This window comes from Clostridium sp. CTA-1 (assembly GCF_054768215.1).
In genome coordinates this window covers 14,563-37,596 of sequence record NZ_BAAAAP010000021.1, presented here as the reverse complement: position 1 = coordinate 37,596, position 23,034 = coordinate 14,563, and the positions used below count along the sequence as shown (strand labels likewise).

The following is a 23,034-nucleotide window of genomic DNA, read 5'->3' as shown; positions in this document are numbered from 1 at the left end:
TTAATATAAATTTACAATAATAATTAATATTTTTTATTCCACTTCCAATAAGTTCTATTGCCTATATTCTTTATATAAGTACTTTTAGGAACCTGTAACAATAATACAAATATAGCCAAAATATCCACATAGGAAGCAACTGCATTTATTATTATTATTACATATAGAAAATTATTTTTAATTCTTATAAAACTTAATCCTATGGTTGGCAATATAGTTAATATTATAAAAGGAAAAATTAGAGATATTACTAGCCTATTCCTTGATATTTCCCCCTCAAAAAAGGAGTAAGATACTAACCCCTTAGGTATAAATCCGAAAATAGTTTGTTTAAAATTGGGGAAAGCCAAGCTGTGTAGTATTTCGTGGATTGGTATAATAATTATAAAAGCTATAACTATGTCCTTTAAATTTAAATAAATCCCTTTTACATAAGTATAATTTATCATATAAATATAGATTAACCCTACTACTGATATAGCTATAGGTATACCTAATATTTGAGCTAATATGATTCCTGGTTCTTTTAATTGATGCCATTTGCTCTTATCACAGGGGTCGAAGCTATCACCATTTTCATATTCTCCTATTTGAAATTTCATATAAATCAACTCCTGCTATAGTTATATAATTACTATTATACCATTAATTTAATATTTTGTTTTTTGTATGAATATACTCAGTTTATACATACCCTTTTAAAAGTACAATATAAAGTAATATAAAAACTATTAACAGAACAGATTCTACTTAAATATTATATTTTTTAGAATATATAAAAAGACTGCCTGTTTATATTTTAAGGCAGCCTTTTCCTGTGTGTGTATATAATAAATCAAGGAAGGCATTTTAAATTTCAGGCTAACATTTTTCCTAATAATATATTGCTTTATTTGATATTTTTACAATTTAATAAGTTAACCCGCTTAACATATTTTATGTGTTGTTCTATAAAATATACTAAAATATTTTATAATTTCTCCTTCTTTATCTATTATAAGGTATTCTAAAATATTTTTATATATTTATAAAAAAATGCTATAGACAAAGCTTTTATTAATAAATGTTTATTATAATATGTTTTTTACAATGCATACTAATATTAATAAAATTCTATATACTTTAATTATTACATAGCATATACAAACCCAATATTTATGGTGTTTTTTATTTAATGTTAAATATAAAAATTATTTCATAAAAGATAAGAATATAGTATTTAAAAAATCTAAATTATCTCTTCTGTCCTCTTTATGATTTTCAATCATTACTCTTATTACAGAAAATATCGTCTCTATAAGTCTAAGAGATATATCATATTTCTTTTCTATTACATCTGCAGAAATTTGTTCATTAAAAATTTCCTGTATTTCACCTATAATTTTTTCTTTAAAATAAACAAATTGTTCTCTTTCTCTAGAATTTTTAATATTAAAATCTATCTTTATAATTTGGTTACCAATTCCTTTTCTCATTTCTATATCATCATATAATATTTCTAAATATTTATTTATTTTTTTTTCTTTACTTATATCTTTATTTCTCTCTTCTTTTAATTTTGATAAAGTTTTTTCCCAACTTTTTACGAAAACTTCTAGAAACAATTCACTTTTTCTAGAATAATAGTTATATAAAGTACCTACTGCTACTCCAGATTCTTTAGCAATAAGTTTCATATCCACAGCCTCATATCCATATTCTCCAAAAAGCCTTATTGATGCACTGCTTATTTTATCTTCTATATCTTTTATTATTTTTGGCATATTAAACACCTCATTTATGAACTTAAATTCATTATATATCAATATATTTTACTTTCTACAGCATCTATTGTCAATTATTACTACATGTATTTTATTTCAACTAAAAGCACCTAATTATTTATAGTTGTATGTCCTTATTTAATATATATATATTTATTTATTCTAAGCTTTAAATGAAGTTCTCTAATATGAATAATATTTTCCAAAGTAGTCATTATATCTATAATATAAAATTAAAACATAAAATAGCCAAACCTCTAATCACTTTGAAATTCTTCTACTTTTATATAAAATTTTATATTTTGAGCTATAATCATTTTTTCTACTTTTAATTTATATTGTTTATTCTTTATCTTCATTATTCTGCTATCTACTACTTGTACCAATATGTCACCATCTATTTTGTCTAATTCTTTTCCAATTAAATTATTAAATTTTTCTTTTATATGTTTTTCTAGTTCAATACTTACTAATTCATCTTCTATTTCCTTATTTTTAAATTTAATGTCTACTTCTATCTTTTTTACTATAAGTTTTTTCTTGCTTAATTTATTTTCTAATCCCTCTAACCTAACCTGTTGATCTTCTATTATATTATTTAAATAAGTTATTTTTCTATGATAGTTTTCTATTCTATAACTTATAAATAAACTAAAAAAAATTATACCTATTGTCCCTCCTATAACTAACCCTACACAAAAAGAAAAAAAATATTTATTTTCTTTATTCATCTATTAAAATATTCTCCCCATTTTTGTAAAAGTTCTATGCTATTTACCGCTAAGTTAGCACCTATTAAGGAGGCAAGAATATAAAATATTTGTTTTAGCATTCCCCTTAGCTCCCCTTTAAATATTCCCTCTTCCAAAATAGAAAAAGAGGAAAATGTTCCACCTAATGCTGTAGCTACTGCCCATATTTTTACGGAATTAGATATATCGGACATAATCTTTAAAGGAGGGTGGTTTAACAAAATTGCAGCAATACCTGAAAAAGCGCTTGCTCCTATTATTACTCCAAAAGATACCATAAAGCTATATACTAAATTTGCCAAAAAGCTTTTCATACAATTCACCTAAAAAATATTATATATCTTTATAGATTTATGATTTGGTATTATTTTTTATTCTCTTCTATACTATTATATAGATAATTTGTTTTTTAATTTTGCTCAACAAGAATTTATAGTTTTAAATTTATTCTATACTTATTTACCTATATTTTGCCATTCTTCATAAAAACTTGTTAAATTAGATAAACTTATACCTTTGTCTTCTGCAATTATTCCACCTTTAGCTTTATCTATACTTTCACCTAAATAATTTATTTGGTCTAATTCTGAACTAAATTGAACTCTTTTTAAAACCTTATTCCATGCTAAATTTAATTTTTCTACTTCCTTTTCTGCATTACTCCAATCTTCATTTTTTACATATTCTATTGTAGTACTTATAAATTTATCTACATTTTCTTCTTGGGTTCTAGGCTTTTTCATATAACCTGCACTTAACATAACAGCAACAAAAAAACCTAAGGTTACTATTGGAATTATTCTTACTAAAAATCTTCTCATATAATCACCTTCTAAAATTTATTTCATAAATATAACTTTAATAACATCTTAATTTCTATTTTTTAATACTTTTATTACTTAATTAAAATTAATATTTAGATAAATACAATGCTTAAATGGAATAAATTTAAATACAAAAAATAATAAGATATGATAAAGCAATTAGTAAGGTCCTTTATAGTCTCCTATATCTATTATTCTTTTTAGATGATCTTTATATGTATCTATATAAATTTGATTATTTTGATTTATAGTAGCTAAAAAAACCTCTGATGAATCTTTAATATTTCTTTTTTTTAGTTCAGCTTTTAGCCATTCTTTATCCCTATTTATTTCTCTTAAATTATCCTCTACTATTTTTCCATCATATATAAGTTCTCTGCTTATACCTGTTTTACTCTTAAATATATTTAAATCTTTAGCTGTTAATGGCTCTTCCTCTGGTTTCTTTAATACAGATAATTGCCCATCAGATTCTAATATTGCAAACTCTACTTCTGCTAAATCAAAAATGTCTTTTCCTCTAAGTTGTTCTAAAACATCTGCCACTGTATATTTCATTTTTCTTAAGGTATCCTCCATTATTTTACCATCCATTATTACAACAGTCGGCTCCCCCTCTATATATTTAGCTGCATATCTCCACTTTAATGTTATCCATTGCAGTAAAAATCCTATACCGCACCAAGTTAAAAGCCCAATCCAATGGGACCAAGCTGTACTTTCTAGATCTGTACTTAATGTAGAGGCTGTAGACCCTATAGTTATACCAAGAACATAATCGAAAAAAGTAAGCTGACTTATTTGCTGCTTTCCCAATATTCTTGCAAATATTAAAAGAGTAAAAAATCCTATTATAGCTCTAACAAACGCAACTAAAGCTTCATTCAATTAAAACACTCCCTAATTATAGAAATTTTTTCTACAATTAGTATCTTACTCTTTTATTTTTTTATACATTTAAATTAATCTTGTTATCTTAAAAACATATAATAGAAATATTGATACTCATTATATATAATATTCAATTATTAATATCAATTGATAAATAATTTCTATGTTTATTTTGTTGCATTTATGCTGCATTGTGCATATAATAGTATAAGTGTTTATTTTCAATTAATAATGAGGTGAAAAAATGAAAAATGAAGAAAGGTTAAAAATAGGCAATAAAGTTTCTAATTTAACTATTGTAGTAAATATAATTTTGTCCTTTGTAAAAGTACTATTTGGCATCATAGGACATAGTGCTGCTACTATTGCAGATGGTATACATTCTCTCTCTGATGTTTTAAGCACTATTGCAGTAATCATAGGTCTTAAAATATCTTCTAAACCTGCAGATAAAGATCATCCCTATGGTCATGAAAAGCTTGAAGCGGTAACTTCTAAATTATTGGCTACTATGTTATTTTTTACCGCTTTGTTCATAGGTTATAGTGGCCTAAAGGTTATAATAAACAAAAACTTTTCTGTTCCTTCAAAAATAACTATTTACGTTGCTATTTTATCTATAATAACAAAGGAATGGATGTATAGATATACCTTAAAGGCAGCTAAAAAAATAAACAGCACAGCCCTTGAAGCAGATGCTTGGCATCATAGATCAGATTCTTTTTCATCTATAGGAACTCTTATAGGTATAGTAGGTGCTAGACTCAAATACCCAATATTAGATCCTATAGCATCTTTGGTAATATGTATATTTATAATTAAAGTTTCTATAGATATTTATAAAAACTCTATAAATCAACTGGTAGATCACTGTGCCGATGAAAAAACTATTAATATGATAACAGAACAAATCGAATCTATTAAAGAAGTGGAAAAAATAGATGAATTAAAAACTAGGCTCCATGGAAGCAAGCTTTATGTAGATGTGGAAATTGCTCTTGATTATAGTTTATCTTTAAAAGAATCCCACAGAATAGCAGAAAAAGTCCATGACAAAATAGAGGCGGGCAACAATAACATTATTCATTGCATGGTTCATGTAAATCCTTATGGAGAATAACAAAATTTAAAACATGACCAGTCATATCACAAGACGTAACTGGTCATGAAACCACAAAAGGTACCTTAACTTGGCAAAAAATTCTTAATAGAATCTTACTTAAAACTTTTTAGGGAAATGAATTGGTTTATGAAGTCCCTTTTTTATCCTAATAATATAAAATTTAATCTATCTTATTCTAAAACACACTCTTTTTATTCTAAATAAACATTGTAGAATTATTTCTTATTTTCGTTGTCTAAAACTATTTCTTTATCATCTACCCCTTTTATGTAATGTTCATCTTTAGAATCTGAACTTAATTTTTCTAATTTATCTAATAAATCTGCATTAGTTTTTTCTAGTTCTTCTATTTTATTTGAAATATCTTTATTTTGTTTTTTTATACCTCTCTCTTTTTTTATTCCCATAATACCTGTAATAACTGCTCCTATAACAGCTGATAATAAGATTATAATTGCTAAAGAAAAATTTATTTCCCAAAACAAAATTTTTATTGGTATAGCTGCTGCATTTTGTATGGCAAATATAGCTACAATAAGTGCCATTATAAGAGAAAATACAAATCCATTTCTCATAAAACATCCTCCCTTTATTTTATGTAATAACTATATAATACAACAATTTTTGTACTACTATCAACTTACTTATCTTAAACAAATTCATAAAATTAAAATAGTTTAAATTATAAGAAAGAATAATACTAAGTCTAAAAACTTTAAACTTAATATTATTCTTTCTTACTTTTAGATAATTAATCTTTTAATACTTATTTTTGAAATTTATTTCATCTATAGGCATTTATATATCTTAATATACATTTCTATCTTAGCTTTATATTTAGCGAAAATACGTATATCCTTTTCAAACATAAATGCTAAAAAGTATACCTACATTATTTAGCTATTATTACTTCTATACCATTAGCTTTGAATTTATTTAATAATTCTTCTTCTTCCGCTGTAAATTCCTTAAGACCATCTATTATTATTTTACTTATTTCCTTTGTTTCACAAACCTTTAAAAGAGACACATTATTAAGCTTAGAGTGATCTAAAAGAACTATAACCTCTTTACTTACAGACATAGCGGCCTTTTTAGTTTCTACTTCAAAAGCATTTATATCTGTAAGTCCTGCTTCAAAAGATAAAGCCTTAGCTGATATAAAAGATTTTTTTATATTAAATTTCTTAAAAGATTCTTCTACATAGGAACCTACTAAGGATAAAGAACTATGTCGTAAGATTCCACAGGCTACTACTACTGTTATATTGTCAAAAGAAGCTAGTGCTGTTACTACACTTATAGAATTTGTAACTACTGTTACCTTTTTATCTCTTATATATTTACATATTGCTAAAGCTGTAGTACTAGCATCTATCATGATAACATCATCATTTTCTACTAATTCTCCTGCATATTTACCTATAATAGCTTTTTCATCCTTATTTTTTAATATTCTACCCTTTAAAGGATCATCTACAACCTTTTTACATTCTCCTTCAGATATACGGGTAGCTCCTCCATAGGTTCTAACTAATTTTCCACTGCTTTCTAACTTTTTTAAGTCTCTTCTTATAGTCATTTCTGATACCTGTAATTTTCCACTTAATTCCATTATATCTACAGTTTTATTTTCTTCTATTTCTGTTAATATTTTTTCTCTTCTAATTTCAGGTTTAAGTTTCATATTTCTCACCTATTCCTAATATTTTTATTTTATAATTAATTATAAAACAAAATATCACTAACTTATAGTATAACTTGTCCATGACCACCACTTTTTACAAAATAAGTATTTAAACATAATGGTTTTATTACAAGTATGTTCACCTGATTACCGAAAGACTTTATAGGTAATAATTATAATTTACCCCAACCTTTTTCTTCCTTTACTTTATTTAATTTCTCCACTTGTAGTTCATTTAAAGTCTTTATATTTCCTAGTATTTTTGAATAAATAGTTACTTTCGAAACCATTTCTAAATTTTCCATTCTATAATAAGCCTGCATTACATCTGTCCCTACTGTAAGGGCTCCATGGTTAGATAATAAAAGCACATTACTATATGGTATTTCTTTTTCTACGGCTTTTGGAACCTCATCAGTAGAAGGAGTTCCATATTCACAATATCCTATTTTCCCTAATGAAAAAACTGCTTCCGGAAGAATAACAGGATCATCTAGTTTTTCTTTTGATACTGAAAAAGCTGTAGATGCTGGTGGATGAGCATGAACTATAGCTTTTACATCTGCTCTCATATTATAAACAGCTAAATGCATTTTTATTTCAGATGTAACCTTCATATGACCTTCTATAACATTTCCTTCTCTATCTACTTTTATTATTTGATCTGGAGTTACTTCTCCTTTGTTAACTCCTGTAGGCGTAATCAATATAGTATTATCATCAAGTTTAGCACTTATATTTCCATCATTTGAAGCTACAAAAAATCTCTGTTGAAGTCTTTTTCCTGCTTCTACAATTTGTAATCTTAAATATGTTTCATTATTCAAATTGTCACCCTCTTTACTAAGTGATTAATAAATTGAGTGATAAGATCCCCCAATTTATTATTTTACTTTATTTCCCCAGTTATTTTCATCAGCTGCATTGTCTTTAGTTATTGGGAAGAATTTAGTATATATATATGTTTTTCAACCTGTTCTCCCTTTATAGCTTTAAGACCAACTTCAACTGCTTGTACTCCCATACCTATAGTATCTTGAGAAATACTTATATCACCTCACTTATACCTGCTCCCATAAGACCAGCTATACCAAATACTTCTCCCCGTCTTACAGAAAAACTTACATCATTCTTCAATGACCAAATTTATTCCATGTAATACCTGAACACCTGAAAAGGACTTTTTTATATTTTTCATATTAAGAAGTTCTGCCATTATTTTAGCCCCTTTCTAACTTCTTATTTTTCAAAAAGTTTCTTTAAATTTTCTTCAAAAGGAGGATATACTATACCCTTTTCTGTAACAATTGCAGTTATATTTTCATGTGGTGTAACATCAAATCCTGGGTTGTAAACTTTCACACCCTTTGGGGCTGTATAAACACCAAATCTACAAATAACTTCTTCTGAATTTCTTTCTTCTATTGGTATATCTTTACCTGTTTTTGTATTCATATCTATACTTGGAGTTGGCGCAGCAATATACATTGGTATTCCAAAATATTTAGCCAAAATTGAAACTCCCATAGTTCCTATTTTATTAGCAGTATCTCCGTTAGCGGCTATCCTATCACATCCTACTATTACCGCATCAATTTTACCTTGAGACATAACCATAGCTGCCATATTATCTGTTATAGTAGTTACATCTATTCCTGCTTCATACAACTCTAGCGCTGTTAAAGTGGACCCTTGAAGTCTTGGTCTAGTTTCGTCTGAATAGACCTTGAAATTCCAACCCTTTTCTTTTGCAAGATACATGGGAGATGTAGCTGTTCCATATTTAGATGTAGCAAGTTGTCCAGCATTACAATGAGTTAATATTCCAACTCCATCCTTTAATAAAGTTATAAGATTTTCGCCTATAGATTTGCATATTTCTATATCTTCTTCATGAATTCTTTTTGCTTCTTCTCTTAATATGTCCTTTATTTCTTTAACATCTTTATCTTTATTTTCTAAAGCTTTACTTTCCATAACCTTTAAAGCCCAAGATAAATTTACAGCTGTTGGTCTACTTGAATCTAAATAAGCGGATTTCTCTTTTAAATATTTAAAGAAATTTTCAAAATTATCTTCTGGTGCTATTTTTGCTGCAAAGTATAAACCATAAGCTGCTGTAACTCCTATAGCTGGAGCTCCTCTAACTATCATATCCTTTATGGAATCGTATACACCTTCTACAGTATCATATTCTATATATTCAATTTTATTTGGTAATATTGTTTGGTCTAAAAGTATTAACTTATCTCTCTTGTCATCCCATTTTATAGCTAATAACTCTGCCATTTTTAATCCTCCCTTTTATATGCTGTGTTTTTCATTTTCTAATCCCTCTTGATTTTTAAATTTTATTATATAAAACAACTATTTTTTAATTCTATTGTTTTTTTAGTATTCTTTTTAAAAGAAATAAATGCACCTGATAAAAACAAATATTTTAAAATATTATTTTGTTAGTTCCAAAATAAGTGCTGATAAATCTTCTATGTTGCTTATTTTATTTCTTCTCATTACCATTTCTTGTCCTATTTTCAGTCCTAAGCTTTGAGCTTTTGCCTTTTGCTTTAAATCTTTTAGGATATCTAAATCTGGTACATGAGCCATTCCAACTATTCTTCTCATAACTTCACAGGCACTAAAGCCTACAGTTTCTTGAAGCAAGTTATTTATATAGTATTCTTTATATCCTTCAACAGTTGAAGATATTTCTTTACTATCTTTTTCCCAAATTTCTTTTAAATCTTTTTCAAATTCATGCCAAATTTCTTCTATAGCATCTAATAAATATTTTCTAAATTCCCTTATCTCTTCCTTTGATCTATCTTCTCTGCCTTCCCAAGAAATATAGTTTAAAATAAAGTTTGCAAATAAAAGTCCTATATCATATCCATAGGGACCATAAAAAGCAAATTCTGTATCAAAAACTCTCATATCATCTTCTGTTATAAATATAGATCCTGTATGTAAATCACCATGTAGGAGACCTTCTGCTTTAGTCATAAATATATTTTTTAATTTTGTAACCTCTAATATAAAATCTTTTTTTCCCCACATATTTTTAACTTCATCCATAATTTCCGGATTTATATCATTTGATTCTGCATCCATATATGGATCAGTTAGCACTAATTTTTCTGTAATATCGCATAGTTCTGGATTTATAAATTTAGAAACTAAAGATTTTTTAGCTACTGCACCTAATCCTAAGTCTGAAGTGTAAAATAAATTTCTTGATAGGAATTTTCCTATTTGATTTGGGAACTTAGGATATTTTTTCATATTCATTAACCCAGTTCTAAGCATGTCCATATTTCCTAAATCTTCTGCTACATAAAGGTTATAATCCTCATCATGATAGTAGACCTTAGGCACACTGTTTGGGCAAGCTTCATCCTGTTCTATCATAGCTTCAGCTTCAATTCTATTTCTCTCTACAGTTAATTTCCATCCCTCTCCAGCTACTCTTAAGTAAGGAAGAGCTTGTTTAATAATTACAGATTTTCCTGTATTACTATCCTTAACTCTAAAAACTAAGTTTAAATTCCCATCTCCAATTTCTTTTGCAGTTAAATCCGCATTTTCATCAAAGATTTCTAGATTTAACTCTTTAATATATTTTATTATTGATTCACAATCCATTGGCTTATATTCTGCCATATAGACACACCTCCATAAATAATTTATATTAATTTAAATTAAACTCATAATAATTCATATTTTAGTGAAATAAAAAAACCATCCAAAGATTACTGATCTTTGTATTGTATTTTATAAAGGAGGACATCTTATTTTAAGTAACCTTTGGATATTTTTGTTTGTATTTTGTAACTTTATTTTATAAGGTATATGGAAATAATAACATTGCAAACATTTACCTGTCAATATTTTTCATGTAATTTGTTATGTTTTGTTATTTTATTTCATTTTTAAACACTATTATTACAGCATTATGTGAATTAAATCTACTTAAAGCTATTGTTTAAAAAAATAATTTTGAACAAAATAATATATTACTTGGTTCAAAATTAACATTTTTTTATTTATATATATTTTATAGTAATTATGAAAACCTTATTTCTACCTATCTTTATATCACCTATATTTTTTACTTATCATTAATTATATATTTTATTATTTTCATATCATTAATACCATAAATACTGAACACTTTTTGGTTTAACATTTTGTAATAATACTCCGTTTCCTTCACATTTTTATTTTTTAAAGTTCGAACAACTTTATCTACTAATATTTCTATTTCCCCTTGAACATTTCTATTACAATTTTTTATTGGTATTTTATTTAATCTATATTTTTTTAGTTGTGGAGTAGATTCTTTATTTGTTACTAAATAATTTTTATAATACCAATTTATTAACTGGGAATTTAAGATACCTAATATATATTTATAACTAAAAGATTCTTTTAAATTAATTATTCCATATAAGGACTGCTCTATTATAATACCTTCTGCATCATAAGCTGCTATAATTTCATTTCCTGTTTTTCTAACTAATATTTTGCCTCTATATTTTAATTTTTTTAAATCTTTTGTTCCCCCTTTAATATTCTCATCTCTAAAATCATAATAAAAATAAGAATGACATATAAATTTTTTTATATTTTTACCTTTATATATTTTAATACAAGACTTGTCTACATTGTCTTTATAAATATATTTACAATCTCCTATAAATCCTGTAAAGGTATCGCTTATTTCTGATAAAAAACTAGAGTTTTCTAAAATTTTATTTTTTATTTTTTCATTACAACTATTATTATCATATGCGAATCCATACTCGTTACAAGAAAAAAGTTCATATTTATCTATTCTATATTCATCTTTTCCCTGTACTTTAATTTTTATTTTATTAAAACATTTTTTATTTTTTTTCAAAATAAATACCATTCCATCTGTTATAACTCCAGAGAAAGATATATTAAAGAATAAATTTTTAATCTCATATTCATTTAATATTTCATTTCTTAATTGTATGTATTGAGAATTTCTACTAAAATTTATTGGAACAACAAAGGCTAAATATCCCTCTTCCTTTGTTTTTTCTAAAGCTCTTTTAATAAAATATTCAAATAAATTAGGAGAATGTACACACTGTCCATAATTTTTAATATAATACTCTAAAGAATTTTCCCAGCAAGCTTTTTTATTCTTTCTAGACAAAGAAACCCATGGAGGATTACCTATAATATAATCAAATTTCCTTCTCCAAAATTTATATAGTTTAAAATATGCTTTAAAATTATAGACCTCTCTCTTTTTATAATTAATAGATTCTTCAATATCTTTATTTTTTATTTTATATATTTTAAATTTATATTTATTATTTAAATACTTAATAGTAGGCTTGAAATCTTTTTCCCACCTTATAAGACTATCACAATTAACAATATTTACTTTACCTACATAAGCCTGTACATCTTTTAAAAGTAAATTTATACTTATTATTTGAGTGGCATATATATCTATATCTGCAGCATATATGCAATTATTAATTATATGGTAATGTAAATTTTCCTTTTGCCAATAATATTCACCAGTTACATTAATAGTTACATCCCTTTTTTTAATAGTATAAATATTTTCCTTATATTTTTCCTGTAAACCTTTTATATTTTCCAGAAAAATCTTTTCCAACTTGTCATAGGCTTTAATAATAAAATATCCTGCTCCTGCAGATATATCTATTACTTTAACAAAGGGGTTTTCCAGTGGTGAAAATTCATAAAAAACATTCTCCAATATATAATCAATAATATGTTCTGGTGTATAAAATATCCCCATAGATTTTTTATATTCCTTGGCTATTATTTTTTCATATATTTCTCCTATTTTACCACTACTATGTATAAAATCAAATTTATTTATTTCATCTATAATTTTATTTAAAAATATATTATATCTATAAAATAAATTATCTTCATAATGCAGAAAATCTACATTATCTAAACTATAATAACTAGGATTTATATGCTCATATTTTATATTATCTTTAAATATAAATTCTAAAAATTTTTTATCAACATTATTAAATACCAAGTTTACAAGATTTATAGTATCTAAAGTTAATGCATAATATTTTATATTCTTTTTAGCTAGTTCACCTTTTATATTATTTTTTTCCATAAATATTTTTGAAATTATTATTTTATTAATAAGCACATATAGAGCTTTATTGCAAAATAAAGTTTTATCTTCATTATTTAAATATAACCTTTCTAAATCGTATAAGTCCTCAAATACCAATTGCAAATAATTACAATATTTGTTTATGCAAGATATGTCTTTTGTTTTATATGAATTATACCCTACCCCCATATTTCATCCCCCATATCACTTATACAAAGCTATTTTATTTAAATATTTATATTTTAAAAGTACTTGCTACTTTACTGAAATAAAAGCATTATCTTTTATATAATATCTCCATAAAAAATCTCTAGCCTCCTCAGCATAATCTATTCCTACTCTTTTAGCTTCAATAATTTCAAAATCATTATAATAACTATCCTCTACGTATAATCTAGAACTTTCACATAGATCCTCCCAGTTATTTTCTTTATCAATATTAAAAGCCATACAAAGCTTTGAAGGACCTGAAGTTAAATTCTTTTTCTGGTAATTATTTAGTTCTTGAAATTCTTTGTTAAATCTTAATTTTGATATAAGATCCATATTTTCTAATGGCTCTATTGCTCTTATGAGAACCCCTTCTGCTTCCCCTTCTATTTTACATATTATATTAAAACAAAAATACTTACCATATATAAAATATACATAAGCTATCCCTGGTTTTCCATAAAGAGGTTCTGTTCTTTTAGTTCTTTTTCCGCCATAGGCATGAGAAGCTTTATCTATAGCCCCAATATAAGCTTCTGTCTCTACTATTTTTCCCCTTAATCTAATACCGTCTATTTCTCTAACTAATACTTTTCCTAATAATTCTTTTGCTAATACTCTAGCATCCTTAGCATAAAAATCCCTTGTTAATCTCAATTTTATTCCTCCTAGGACTCAACATTTTAATCATATGTTTCTCAGTATATTTATATTTTAATCATATATTTTTATATTATCATGGTTATTAAATTTATACTAACTTTTTAAAAATTCTTTGTGTGAAAATAGATCTAATTTTAATATAACAAATATACAAAATGCAGCTAATAAACATATGAATGAGCTTCAGTAGTTCTACACCTATTCAAACTAAAATTAACTTAATCTATATACTAATATTTTTAATGATATAATAAAAAGCCCATTACTAGTTTAAGTAAAATTTTTTTGAAAAGTATATTTTACTTAAACTATTGTAAATGGACTTTTTGTTTTAATGTATATATTTACAGTTAAAAATTTTATAAGTAACATTATTTACTTTATTTTTTACAAATATAATTTACAGTTTATTTTTAAGATACAAAACCTTTTTCTTTTAATATTTCTACAGATTTATCGTAATTTTTATCATTTACTTTTATAACAGGACCTGTGCATCCCATGCCGCCTTCTGCATATATCTCTTCTTTCCAAAGGGTTTTTTGAGCATCTTCTATATCCATTACATCTATACCGCTAATAGAAGCTGTAGCTATTTCCTTTGTAGGCATTGGAACTTCTTCTTCATCTTCTGATTTTTTATTTTCTTTATTTTCTATAGAATTTAATATATCCTTTAATTTAGCTTTATTAGCCTTTTCAAACTCTTCTTTTATTAATTTATTTATATTACCTTTAATCAAATCTTTTGCATATTCTATAGCATTAGCTACTACTGGTACACCTGAAGCCCTAGATAAAATTAATATATTTCTTTCATAATCCTCTCCTATACCTGGTCCATAACCATATCCAAATCCCTCATAGCTTCCTCCAGTAGTATAAGAAGAAAATACTTTCATTAAAAGATTTCCTGTAAGGGTATCTGTTACCATAATATCTGGTGTCCCTGTTAAAAGGTCATTTCCTCTCATTACAGATCCACCGTCTGCTCTTAAAGAGTTGGCAAAATTTATTTTATAACCATTTTTATCTAATTCCTTTAATGCTTTCTCTACTTGTCTTGCTCCATCTAAATTTAACATACCCACTGTAGGTTCTTTTATACCCACAGCTTTAGCTACTATTATTCCATATATTGCATTTTTAACCATAGCTTCTGTTCTATTCATAGAAGCTGTCCCTGTAGTCGTAGCCAAAAACATTTCCTTACCATCAGCTGGAGTGACAACCTTACCTACAGTTGACACTCCTATAGGGAAGTTATAATGCATAGTAACTGCTGCATCTATATACTTTGTATCTAATAATTCTTCCATTTTATTATACATTTCTTCTTCTTCATTGACTTCTACTATTTCTAATTTTGTATCTACCCTAGGTCCTATTAAAACTACTTTCATATCCTTATGTTTTTGGGCAGCAACTTCAGCACCTTTAACTAAATTTTCAACTCCATGTTCACTGCCTAAAGTAGTAATTCCTACTACTACCTTCTTATTAAAATCCCCTTTTTCTATGGAGTCTGCAATATCTAAAAGAGTTTTGCCTATTATTTTATTAACTTCTTTATTCTCCATACTATACATCACCTCTTATTCTTCTATTAGCTGTGATGCTAATTTTTTTATGGATTCTGCAATTATCTTTCTTACTTGATCTTCTGAAATTCCTTTTTCCTCTTCTTGATATCCTGTATTTCTTTCTATAATTATAGATACTCCATCAAATAAATTTGTCATACGTCCTAGGAATAAACTACCTTTTCCTACTACCATAACCCTATTTAATTTACCCTCTGTTAGATCATTTCTAGCAAAACCTATATAAGGAACACCAGATGGAATATGTCCTTGTGTTGGTGCCCAACCTGACATACCATGATTTTGTATAAAATCTTTTAATTCTTTCTTTTCTATATGTTTTTTCTTAACACCTAAAGCTCCTATCATTTTATAGTTTGCCTGTGGTACATCCCCTGCCCCTGCTGGTTTTGTTATATCTGGATTTTGCATTTCTACAGAATATTTATCTACATCAGTTATTTTCAATCCTGCCTTATCTAATGCATCTGTAACCAAAGAACTAATTACCGCCTGTGGAGAAGATCCTGTTCCTACAGTATGTTTTCCTACTAAGTCTGTTCTAAGTATTGGGTTTATTCCATCATTTTTACTTACTAAAACAGCAAATCCACCTAAACAGTCTTCTAATATAGGCATTCCTTTTTTTACATGGTCTTTTCCGTTCATACCTAATTTGGCACTTGCTCCTCCACCGGCTATAACTACATTATCATATACTCCTGATTGAACTAAAGCTGAAGCAGCTATTAAAGAATGGCTCGGGCCTGCACAAAATCCTCTCATATCCGCTCCTGTAGAATTAGTAAAGCCTGCTACTTCTGCAAGAGATTTCGCAAAGTTTCCTCCACCTCTTTGATTCATATCTCCACAAGCCTCTTCAGAACATTCTATAACATAATCTATAGAATCTGGATCTATGTTATTTTTTGCTATAAGATTTAATAATGATAAAACACCAGAAGCTTTTACTACCAAATTTTCTAACATAGTATGAGCACTTAAGTTTACATCTACATCATGAGCTTTTTTCACACAACCTACTAATGTACCTTCATTATATAAGCCTTCTGCCCCTTCTTCATCTACAGCTTTTTTGATTTCTTCTATAGCCACTCCCTCTTTTATTTTAGAAATCATATCTTCATTTATAAGTGGATGTTTTTCTAACTTATTTTTTACATCCTCTACAAAGGATTTTTCTAATAAAACTAAATCGAATACATCACATATTTCCATAAGTCCTATAAATTCATCTTGAGGCATCATTTCGCCTAGTTTGCCAAATCTACTACTCTCTTCTATTTTTTTATCCCACCAAGGCATTTCCATTTCACCTAACTGATCTGGTGTCATATTTCCTATATAAGTTTGGTTAGGTGCGTAATTTAAAACATCTTCAAAATTTCTTAAATGCTTAGGAAGTTCCTTAAGATATTCAGAATCTGGATTAACTACTTTTTCTGTAGTTTGAGTAGTTCCATTATGAAGTACCATATCTGGAGTATGAACCAAAATATATGATGCTCCTTTTATTACTGGATAATTCATAGTTGTTCCCCCCTAATATTTAGGAGGCTGAATTATAAACATATACAGCCTCCTTAATTTTATAATTCTTTATTTACCCACTTTACATGTTTTAATCAAGAAATTTACAAAATTCTTCTCTTATATCTGTCATTTCCTCTATGATTTCATCTACTTCTAAAACCATTTCCATCATACCTATTTCTTCATCATAAACTTCTTCCTTTACTTCTTCTTTGAATTCTGGTTCTACCGCATGATAAACTCTTAGTCCTAACTGGACATTGGACAATGGACCTGCAAAAGTTGGATCTCCATTAGTAACTGTCTCAGCAGCAAGACCTGCTGCTTCTCCCTCTGCTGCGCCTAAAATTACTAATATATTTTCAGCACCATGTTTTTCTGTTAATGTTTTTACTCTTTTTTGATTTTCCAAATCCATCGCTCCAGCGGCAGTTCAAACAAAGCATTCTGTTGATGAAAAAACTACTTCAGCTCCTGTACCTTCTATGCATTTTTCTATAGCTGGGCCTGGTATTCCATCCCTATCTCCAATTATTATTACTTTTTTCCCTTCAAATAAGCTCATTAAAATTCCTCCCTTAATTTATTTGTATTTTAAATTCCTTGATCTTTATATACACACTTTAAATGGTTAAATAAATTTAAATTTTTATATTACATGTTTTGTTATCATAGCTTCTATATTTGCTTTTGTAGCATCCTCTTTAACTACCTCTTCTAGCTTTTCTCCATCTTTATATAAAATTATAGTTGGAAGTCCTAAAACTTTTTGAGATATAGCAAGTCTTCTAGCTTTACTAGTATTTAATTTACAAAATTTAATCTTATCTTCATATTTGTGGGATAATTCTTCTACATCAGGCATTAAAGCCTCACATGGCACACAACCGTCTCCAAAATAATCCACTAATACATAACCTTCTGCTTTTAACACTTCTTCTTCAAAAGTCTTTTTGTCTAATACTAACATTTTATAACCGCCTTTCAGATAAATTTATATATATTTAAAAAGTATCTTCAACATATTTATAAGATTCTACTGCTGCTATAGCACCATCTGCTGCTGCGGTAACTACCTGTCTTAAGGATTTTTCTCTTATATCGCCAGCAGCAAATACTCCTTCTATATTGGTTTCCATTTTATCGTTAGTTTTTATATATCCTACTTCATTCATAGTGATAATATCTTTAAATAAATTGTTTATAGGTAAATATCCTACAAAAACAAATATTCCAAAAGTTCCATCATCCTCATCTGCAAAGTATTCAGTTATTTCTCCTGTTTTTTTATTTTTAAATACTGCAGATTCTACTATTCCATCACCTTTTATTTCTTCTACTACAGAATCCCACATAATTTCTATTTTAGGATTTTTAAACACTTTTTCTTGTATTGATTTAGCACCTCTTAGGGCATCTCTTCTATGAACTACTGTTACTTTTCTTGCAAACTTTGTAAGGTATAGGGCTTCTTCTAAAGCTGAATCTCCCCCTCCTATTACAAACACTTCTAAATCGGTAAAAAAGTCAGCATCACAAGTAGCACAATAAGATACTCCCTTTCCTATTAGTTCATTTTCACCTTTGCAACCTATATGCCTAGGAGCAGCACCGGTGGCTACAATTACAGATTTTGCCTTATACTCTTCCTTTTCTCCCTTTATAATTTTTATTTTTCCAGTAAAATCTACTTCTTTAACAGTATCTTTTTTTCTTTCTGCCCCAAATTCTTCTACCTGTTCTTCCATTCTTTCTACTAGAGTTTTTCCTGTAGCATTTCTTATAGAACCTGGATAGTTAGCTACTTCATCTGTTATTACTATTTGTCCACCTGCTTTGTTTCTCTCTAATATTAAAGTTTTTAATCTAGCTCTTGCAGCATATAAACCTGCTGATAATCCTGCTGGACCTGAACCTATAATTATAAGATCATAAACATTGTCCATATCTTATCCCCCCGCAATTTAATACTAAAGTCTTATATTTATTTTTATTAATACAATCATTTAACTAAAATTAGTATTTCAATTTTCTAAAACTATATAAATTTATTTATTGTTTAAATTATTTCTTCAATTAAAGTAAACCTTCTAGAAATTTCTATTCAAAAACTGTTTGTTCATCTATGTCTGTTTCTAAAGCTTTTAATGCTTTTTCTGTAAGATCATATCTTAATTCAAATTCTCTTTCTTTATCTAAGGCTGGATTTCCAAGTGGATGAGGTATTGCTATAGTTGGAACTATTCTATTAGCACCAACCGTAAGAGAAATTGGAACTACTGTACACATATGAACAACTGGAAGTCCTCCACGTTCTATTTCTTTTACTAGTGTTGCACCGCAACGAGTACAAGTTCCTCATGTGGAAGTTAGTATAACTGCATCAACACCATCTTCTTTTAATTGATTTACTATTTCATTTCCAAATTTCATAGAAGATGCTACTGCTGTACCATTTCCAACAGTACTATAGAAATATCTATGAAGTTCTCCTATTTTCCCTTCCTTCTCCATTTTTCTTAATACATCTACAGGTATAACTCTGTCTGAATCTTCATTTGCATAGTTAGGATCATATCCTCCATGTGCAGTTTCATGAGTTTCTGAATTTAAATCCATAAGTCCTTCTATATCATATTTACCATATTTTGATGCACTAGAGGATTCTATATGATCTGGATTTCCCTTTGGTACTATTCCACCAGAAGTTACAATAGCAATTTTACATTTTGATATATCCTCTACAGCTTTATTAGGTTCTACCCTATCAAAAACCGGCATTTTAAATTCTGTAACAAATTCTTCATTTTTCAATTTTTTCACAAGAAGATTTACTGCTCTTTTAGATCCTCTTTCATCACTAAAGTAATTTTTTCTTATACCTCTCTCTATATATCCTTCTTCTTCAGGGAGTCCTATCTCTTCCCCTTTTCCCATCTTTAATGCGAGTTTTGCCATAACAGGTAATGCTTTTCTCATACCTACTGCACTTTTTTTGGTTTTAAGAATATATAAAGATTTTTTATATAAATCTACTCCTGGATTTTCTTCATACATAGCTGTTAAAACCTTTATATTTAATTTCTCCTCTACTTCCTTTGCAATAGTTCCACAAGCCACTCCATACCTTCCAGCATTAAAAGCAGGGCCTGCTATAAACAAATCTGCATCATATTTTTTAACCATTTCTAAAATAGTGTTTTTAGCTTCATCTATATTTTCATTAAAATATGAATCTCCACAAATAACTGTAGCAACTATCTCAGCTTCACCTTTAAATAAAGAATTAAGTTGTGTTCCTGGACCTACAGGTTCCTCTCTTACTTCTGGTTTATAATCTGCTTTGTCTTCTCCTCCAATACCTGCATAAAACTGATTTATATAATGAACTACTTTAATCATTTATTTTCCCCCCTTGATTATATAACTACATTCTAATAGCCTTTAGCACTTAAATAGTTAAAACCAACTTCACTGGTAGCTCCTGTAATAACTTGAATCTCTGCCTCTATAGAACCATCTTCTTTTAAAGAACCGACATGTCCGCCTGCAATTACATTTGCTACCTCATCATGGCCAATAATCTTTTCCATTGGTGGTAGTGTTACAACCTCATTAGCATTTCCTCCTGTAACTACTGCATCTCCCTTTGGTGTAGAATCTGCTAAGGATTGTGAAGCTCCATTTTGTCCTGCATACTCATCTGTTATTAATACTGTTTTTATACCTTTTTCACTTATCTTATTACAATTCATAACGAGGTCTGCATCTGGATTTCCAAAACCTTCTTCTGAAATTATTACTGCATCTGCGCCCAAAAATTCTACTAATTTTGCAGTATAACTTGAAGATCTAACCTTGTCTGCTAAATAAACGTTTTCATTAGTTATAACACAACCTAAAAAATTATACTCCACACCATGTTTTTCATATAAATCTTCAATAATTGGGTGATTCATGTGTACATAACTTGGATTTTTATCACAAGCTGAAACACAGTTTCCACTAACTATGGCACCATCAAATACTTCTGTTGGATATATAAATGTCGGTATTATTTTTTTAGCATCTACTCCATATACATAGGTATCATGTAAAAGCCCTTGACTTTGAAGCATATATACATATACTACCTTTGGAAGATCTGGGTATTTATTCACTTGTTCTAATAAAGGTAATGTTTCATAAACTTTAGTTTCATCCGGTGTAATATCTTTTGCAAAACTTCCTAAATAAGTAGCAGCCTTAAATCCTAAAGTTCTTACAATTTCCTCATGCTCATATTGATTTACACCTTCTTTAGGTTCACATACTACTACTAAATTATTAGTTTTTGAAAAAGGTGTATATTTAGCTCCCTCTCCACTCATGTCAATGATACCTTCTTGGAATCCCACTATTTTACCTGTGGTTACTACTGCTGCTCCTTTTAATACATTAGTTTTGCCTGAACCAACAGTATCAACTTTACTTATAAAGCCTGGGAAAATACCACCATTTCCTTCTACTTTAACTCTTGGCTCTATTACATCTTTTACTGGAATAATTCTAGTTTTATCCCCTGGCTTGGCTATTTCTAAATCAATATTTTTAATTCTCTCATCAGTACCAATTACTTCTAGAACTTCTTCTTTAGAAATATACAAGACTCCATCTTTAACTTTTGTTTCATTGGAAAACTGCATATCAGTTATAAATATTTTCCCAATCTCTAAACGCATAATATCAACCCCCAAATTAAATTTTTAATGCTTTATCTTTATTGTACTGCTAAATGATTCTAGCAATTTTTATATAAATCTTATATAAAATTAATGTAGTGCATTATATATAAGATCATAATCAATCAATCTAAAATCCTTTAAAATATTATCATTCCATGCAGGAATACCACAGGATTTTTGAAATTTTTCTAAAGAATGTATGGACTCTTCTATATAATTTAAAGATTCCATATTCACCTGATTTTTATAATATTTTGAAATAGCTACAGTTCTATAGGGTGTTTCATTAGGCTTTACACTACTCATTAATGGATGAGTTAAAAGTTCATGCCCTTTGTGTATATAATCTCTTACTGTTTTAAAAACTTCATTTACATCACCTAGTATAAATTGTACCTGACATTTTTCGTTAAATTTTTCACCAACCAACTTGTTATTAGTTACCATAATAACCTTATTATTCATTCAACCCACCACCCTGTCCATTATTTTTTATAAATTCTATAATAAATTATAGAATTTTTATTTACACAAAAAAACAGAGATAAAAGTCCATAACTTTTATCTCTGTATTTTAACCTGAGAGTTTTGCTCCTTCGGTGCGTAATGCTTTCCAGAGTTTTGTCAATTTTCGGTCCATTTGCCTGAGATATTCATGTTATTTATGGTAATAACACTTAGTTCCTTCGGCTATCCTATAAGGATACTATGCAGAATAAATATTTATTTTAAAAACTACATAGCTAAGTCTAAAACTTAATCTCCCGAAAATATCATCCAAACTTTATTAAATATTTAACTATATTATACCTTATTTCAATATTATTTTACATAGTTTTCAGAAAATAATGAATTTTGTTTCCAAATAGTACCTATAAATATTCCTTATAGGTTTTTCATAAATACATAAAAATTTTCTATTATTGCATCATTTTTATGAAATTTTATTAAATTTATTGATAATAAATTTTTCTATAATAAAAGCTATGAGATCTTATAGATATTTATGCTTTTTATTACTATCTTTATTATTTTGTTTTTTATTCTTATTAAAAACTCTAATAATTAGTTATCTTTTATAATAATTTTATTTGTTTTAAATGGTTAAT

The 23,034-nt window shown here is 27.5% G+C and carries 22 protein-coding genes and 1 riboswitch; of the genes, 1 reads left to right on the top strand and 21 read right to left on the bottom strand.

The window, feature by feature from the left end; genetic code table 11:
* Positions 1-23 precede the first annotated feature (23 nt).
* The 6 genes from ACYUEW_RS14845 to ACYUEW_RS14820 all read right to left on the bottom strand — a co-directional run bounded on the left by ACYUEW_RS14845 (position 24) and on the right by ACYUEW_RS14820 (position 4,227).
* The gene (locus ACYUEW_RS14845; RefSeq protein ID WP_042385574.1) at positions 24-449 is read right to left on the bottom strand and encodes a DUF3267 domain-containing protein; all 426 of its coding nucleotides are present in this window, start codon (positions 447-449) and stop codon (positions 24-26) included.
* A gap of 741 nt (positions 450-1,190) precedes the next feature.
* A complete protein-coding gene (locus ACYUEW_RS14840; protein ID WP_460277086.1) occupies positions 1,191-1,763 on the bottom strand; it encodes a TetR/AcrR family transcriptional regulator in 573 nt (190 codons plus the stop codon).
* 257 nt (positions 1,764-2,020) lie between these two features.
* Positions 2,021-2,494: a hypothetical protein gene (locus ACYUEW_RS14835; RefSeq protein WP_460277084.1), complete on the bottom strand. Its 474-nt coding sequence runs from the start codon at positions 2,492-2,494 to the stop codon at positions 2,021-2,023.
* A complete protein-coding gene (locus tag ACYUEW_RS14830; RefSeq protein WP_460277082.1) occupies positions 2,491-2,829 on the bottom strand; it encodes a YtrH family sporulation protein in 339 nt (112 codons plus the stop codon). Before ACYUEW_RS14830 ends, ACYUEW_RS14835 begins: the two co-directional genes overlap by 4 nt.
* Positions 2,830-2,970: 141 nt before the next feature.
* A complete protein-coding gene (locus ACYUEW_RS14825; protein ID WP_003486962.1) occupies positions 2,971-3,336 on the bottom strand; it encodes a DUF4363 family protein in 366 nt (121 codons plus the stop codon).
* A 162-nt stretch (positions 3,337-3,498) separates the two neighbouring features.
* Positions 3,499-4,227 carry a DUF421 domain-containing protein gene (locus ACYUEW_RS14820; RefSeq protein WP_003486964.1) on the bottom strand — a complete coding sequence of 243 codons (729 nt, stop codon included), beginning with the start codon at positions 4,225-4,227 and terminating at the stop codon, positions 3,499-3,501.
* Positions 4,228-4,474: 247 nt separating this feature from the next.
* Between ACYUEW_RS14820 and ACYUEW_RS14815 the strand changes: the two genes are divergently transcribed.
* Positions 4,475-5,350 carry a cation diffusion facilitator family transporter gene (locus ACYUEW_RS14815; RefSeq protein WP_460277079.1) on the top strand — a complete coding sequence of 292 codons (876 nt, stop codon included), beginning with the start codon at positions 4,475-4,477 and terminating at the stop codon, positions 5,348-5,350.
* A gap of 218 nt (positions 5,351-5,568) precedes the next feature.
* On the opposite strand, the gene ACYUEW_RS14810 is transcribed toward ACYUEW_RS14815, so the two are convergent.
* The 15 genes from ACYUEW_RS14810 to ACYUEW_RS14740 all read right to left on the bottom strand — a co-directional run bounded on the left by ACYUEW_RS14810 (position 5,569) and on the right by ACYUEW_RS14740 (position 22,390).
* On the bottom strand, positions 5,569-5,928 hold the full coding sequence (locus tag ACYUEW_RS14810; protein ID WP_460277077.1) for a LapA family protein: 360 nt from the start codon (positions 5,926-5,928) through the stop codon (positions 5,569-5,571).
* 317 nt (positions 5,929-6,245) lie between these two features.
* The gene (locus ACYUEW_RS14805) at positions 6,246-7,040 is read right to left on the bottom strand and encodes a DeoR/GlpR family DNA-binding transcription regulator (RefSeq protein WP_460277075.1); all 795 of its coding nucleotides are present in this window, start codon (positions 7,038-7,040) and stop codon (positions 6,246-6,248) included.
* A 173-nt stretch (positions 7,041-7,213) separates the two neighbouring features.
* Positions 7,214-7,867 carry a class II aldolase/adducin family protein gene (locus tag ACYUEW_RS14800; RefSeq protein WP_191598069.1) on the bottom strand — a complete coding sequence of 218 codons (654 nt, stop codon included), beginning with the start codon at positions 7,865-7,867 and terminating at the stop codon, positions 7,214-7,216.
* 412 nt (positions 7,868-8,279) lie between these two features.
* Positions 8,280-9,329, bottom strand: a complete 1,050-nt coding sequence (mtnA, locus tag ACYUEW_RS14795) for an S-methyl-5-thioribose-1-phosphate isomerase (protein ID WP_460277073.1) — start codon at positions 9,327-9,329, stop codon at positions 8,280-8,282.
* A 159-nt stretch (positions 9,330-9,488) separates the two neighbouring features.
* Entirely contained in the window at positions 9,489-10,700 is a 1,212-nt protein-coding gene (mtnK, locus tag ACYUEW_RS14790) for an S-methyl-5-thioribose kinase (protein WP_460277071.1), read from the bottom strand.
* Positions 10,701-11,148: 448 nt separating this feature from the next.
* Positions 11,149-13,380 (bottom strand): TaqI-like C-terminal specificity domain-containing protein, encoded by a 2,232-nt coding sequence (locus tag ACYUEW_RS14785; protein WP_460277069.1) that lies wholly within the window; start codon positions 13,378-13,380, stop codon positions 11,149-11,151.
* A gap of 66 nt (positions 13,381-13,446) precedes the next feature.
* Positions 13,447-14,058, bottom strand: coding sequence for a DNA-3-methyladenine glycosylase (locus tag ACYUEW_RS14780; RefSeq protein ID WP_003486981.1), 612 nt, complete (start codon positions 14,056-14,058; stop codon positions 13,447-13,449).
* A 419-nt stretch (positions 14,059-14,477) separates the two neighbouring features.
* Entirely contained in the window at positions 14,478-15,644 is a 1,167-nt protein-coding gene (grdD, locus tag ACYUEW_RS14775; RefSeq protein WP_042385288.1) for a glycine/sarcosine/betaine reductase complex component C subunit alpha, read from the bottom strand.
* 15 nt (positions 15,645-15,659) lie between these two features.
* Entirely contained in the window at positions 15,660-17,198 is a 1,539-nt protein-coding gene (grdC, locus tag ACYUEW_RS14770; RefSeq protein ID WP_043031766.1) for a glycine/sarcosine/betaine reductase complex component C subunit beta, read from the bottom strand.
* Positions 17,199-17,289: 91 nt separating this feature from the next.
* Entirely contained in the window at positions 17,290-17,766 is a 477-nt protein-coding gene (gene grdA / locus ACYUEW_RS14765) for a glycine/sarcosine/betaine reductase complex selenoprotein A (RefSeq protein WP_080333508.1), read from the bottom strand.
* A gap of 84 nt (positions 17,767-17,850) precedes the next feature.
* Positions 17,851-18,171 (bottom strand): thioredoxin TrxA, encoded by a 321-nt coding sequence (gene trxA / locus ACYUEW_RS14760; protein ID WP_003486989.1) that lies wholly within the window; start codon positions 18,169-18,171, stop codon positions 17,851-17,853.
* A 34-nt stretch (positions 18,172-18,205) separates the two neighbouring features.
* Positions 18,206-19,147, bottom strand: coding sequence for a thioredoxin-disulfide reductase (gene trxB, locus ACYUEW_RS14755; RefSeq protein ID WP_003486991.1), 942 nt, complete (start codon positions 19,145-19,147; stop codon positions 18,206-18,208).
* A gap of 154 nt (positions 19,148-19,301) precedes the next feature.
* The gene (gene grdB / locus ACYUEW_RS14750) at positions 19,302-20,603 is read right to left on the bottom strand and encodes a glycine reductase complex selenoprotein B (protein WP_080544105.1); all 1,302 of its coding nucleotides are present in this window, start codon (positions 20,601-20,603) and stop codon (positions 19,302-19,304) included.
* Between the two features lie 32 nt (positions 20,604-20,635).
* Complete coding sequence (locus tag ACYUEW_RS14745; protein WP_003486996.1) at positions 20,636-21,922, bottom strand: glycine/sarcosine/betaine reductase component B subunit; 1,287 nt, start codon at positions 21,920-21,922, stop codon at positions 20,636-20,638.
* 90 nt (positions 21,923-22,012) lie between these two features.
* Positions 22,013-22,390 (bottom strand): GrdX family protein, encoded by a 378-nt coding sequence (locus ACYUEW_RS14740; protein ID WP_003486998.1) that lies wholly within the window; start codon positions 22,388-22,390, stop codon positions 22,013-22,015.
* A gap of 92 nt (positions 22,391-22,482) precedes the next feature.
* Positions 22,483-22,552: riboswitch (glycine riboswitch) on the bottom strand.
* Positions 22,553-23,034 lie beyond the last annotated feature (482 nt).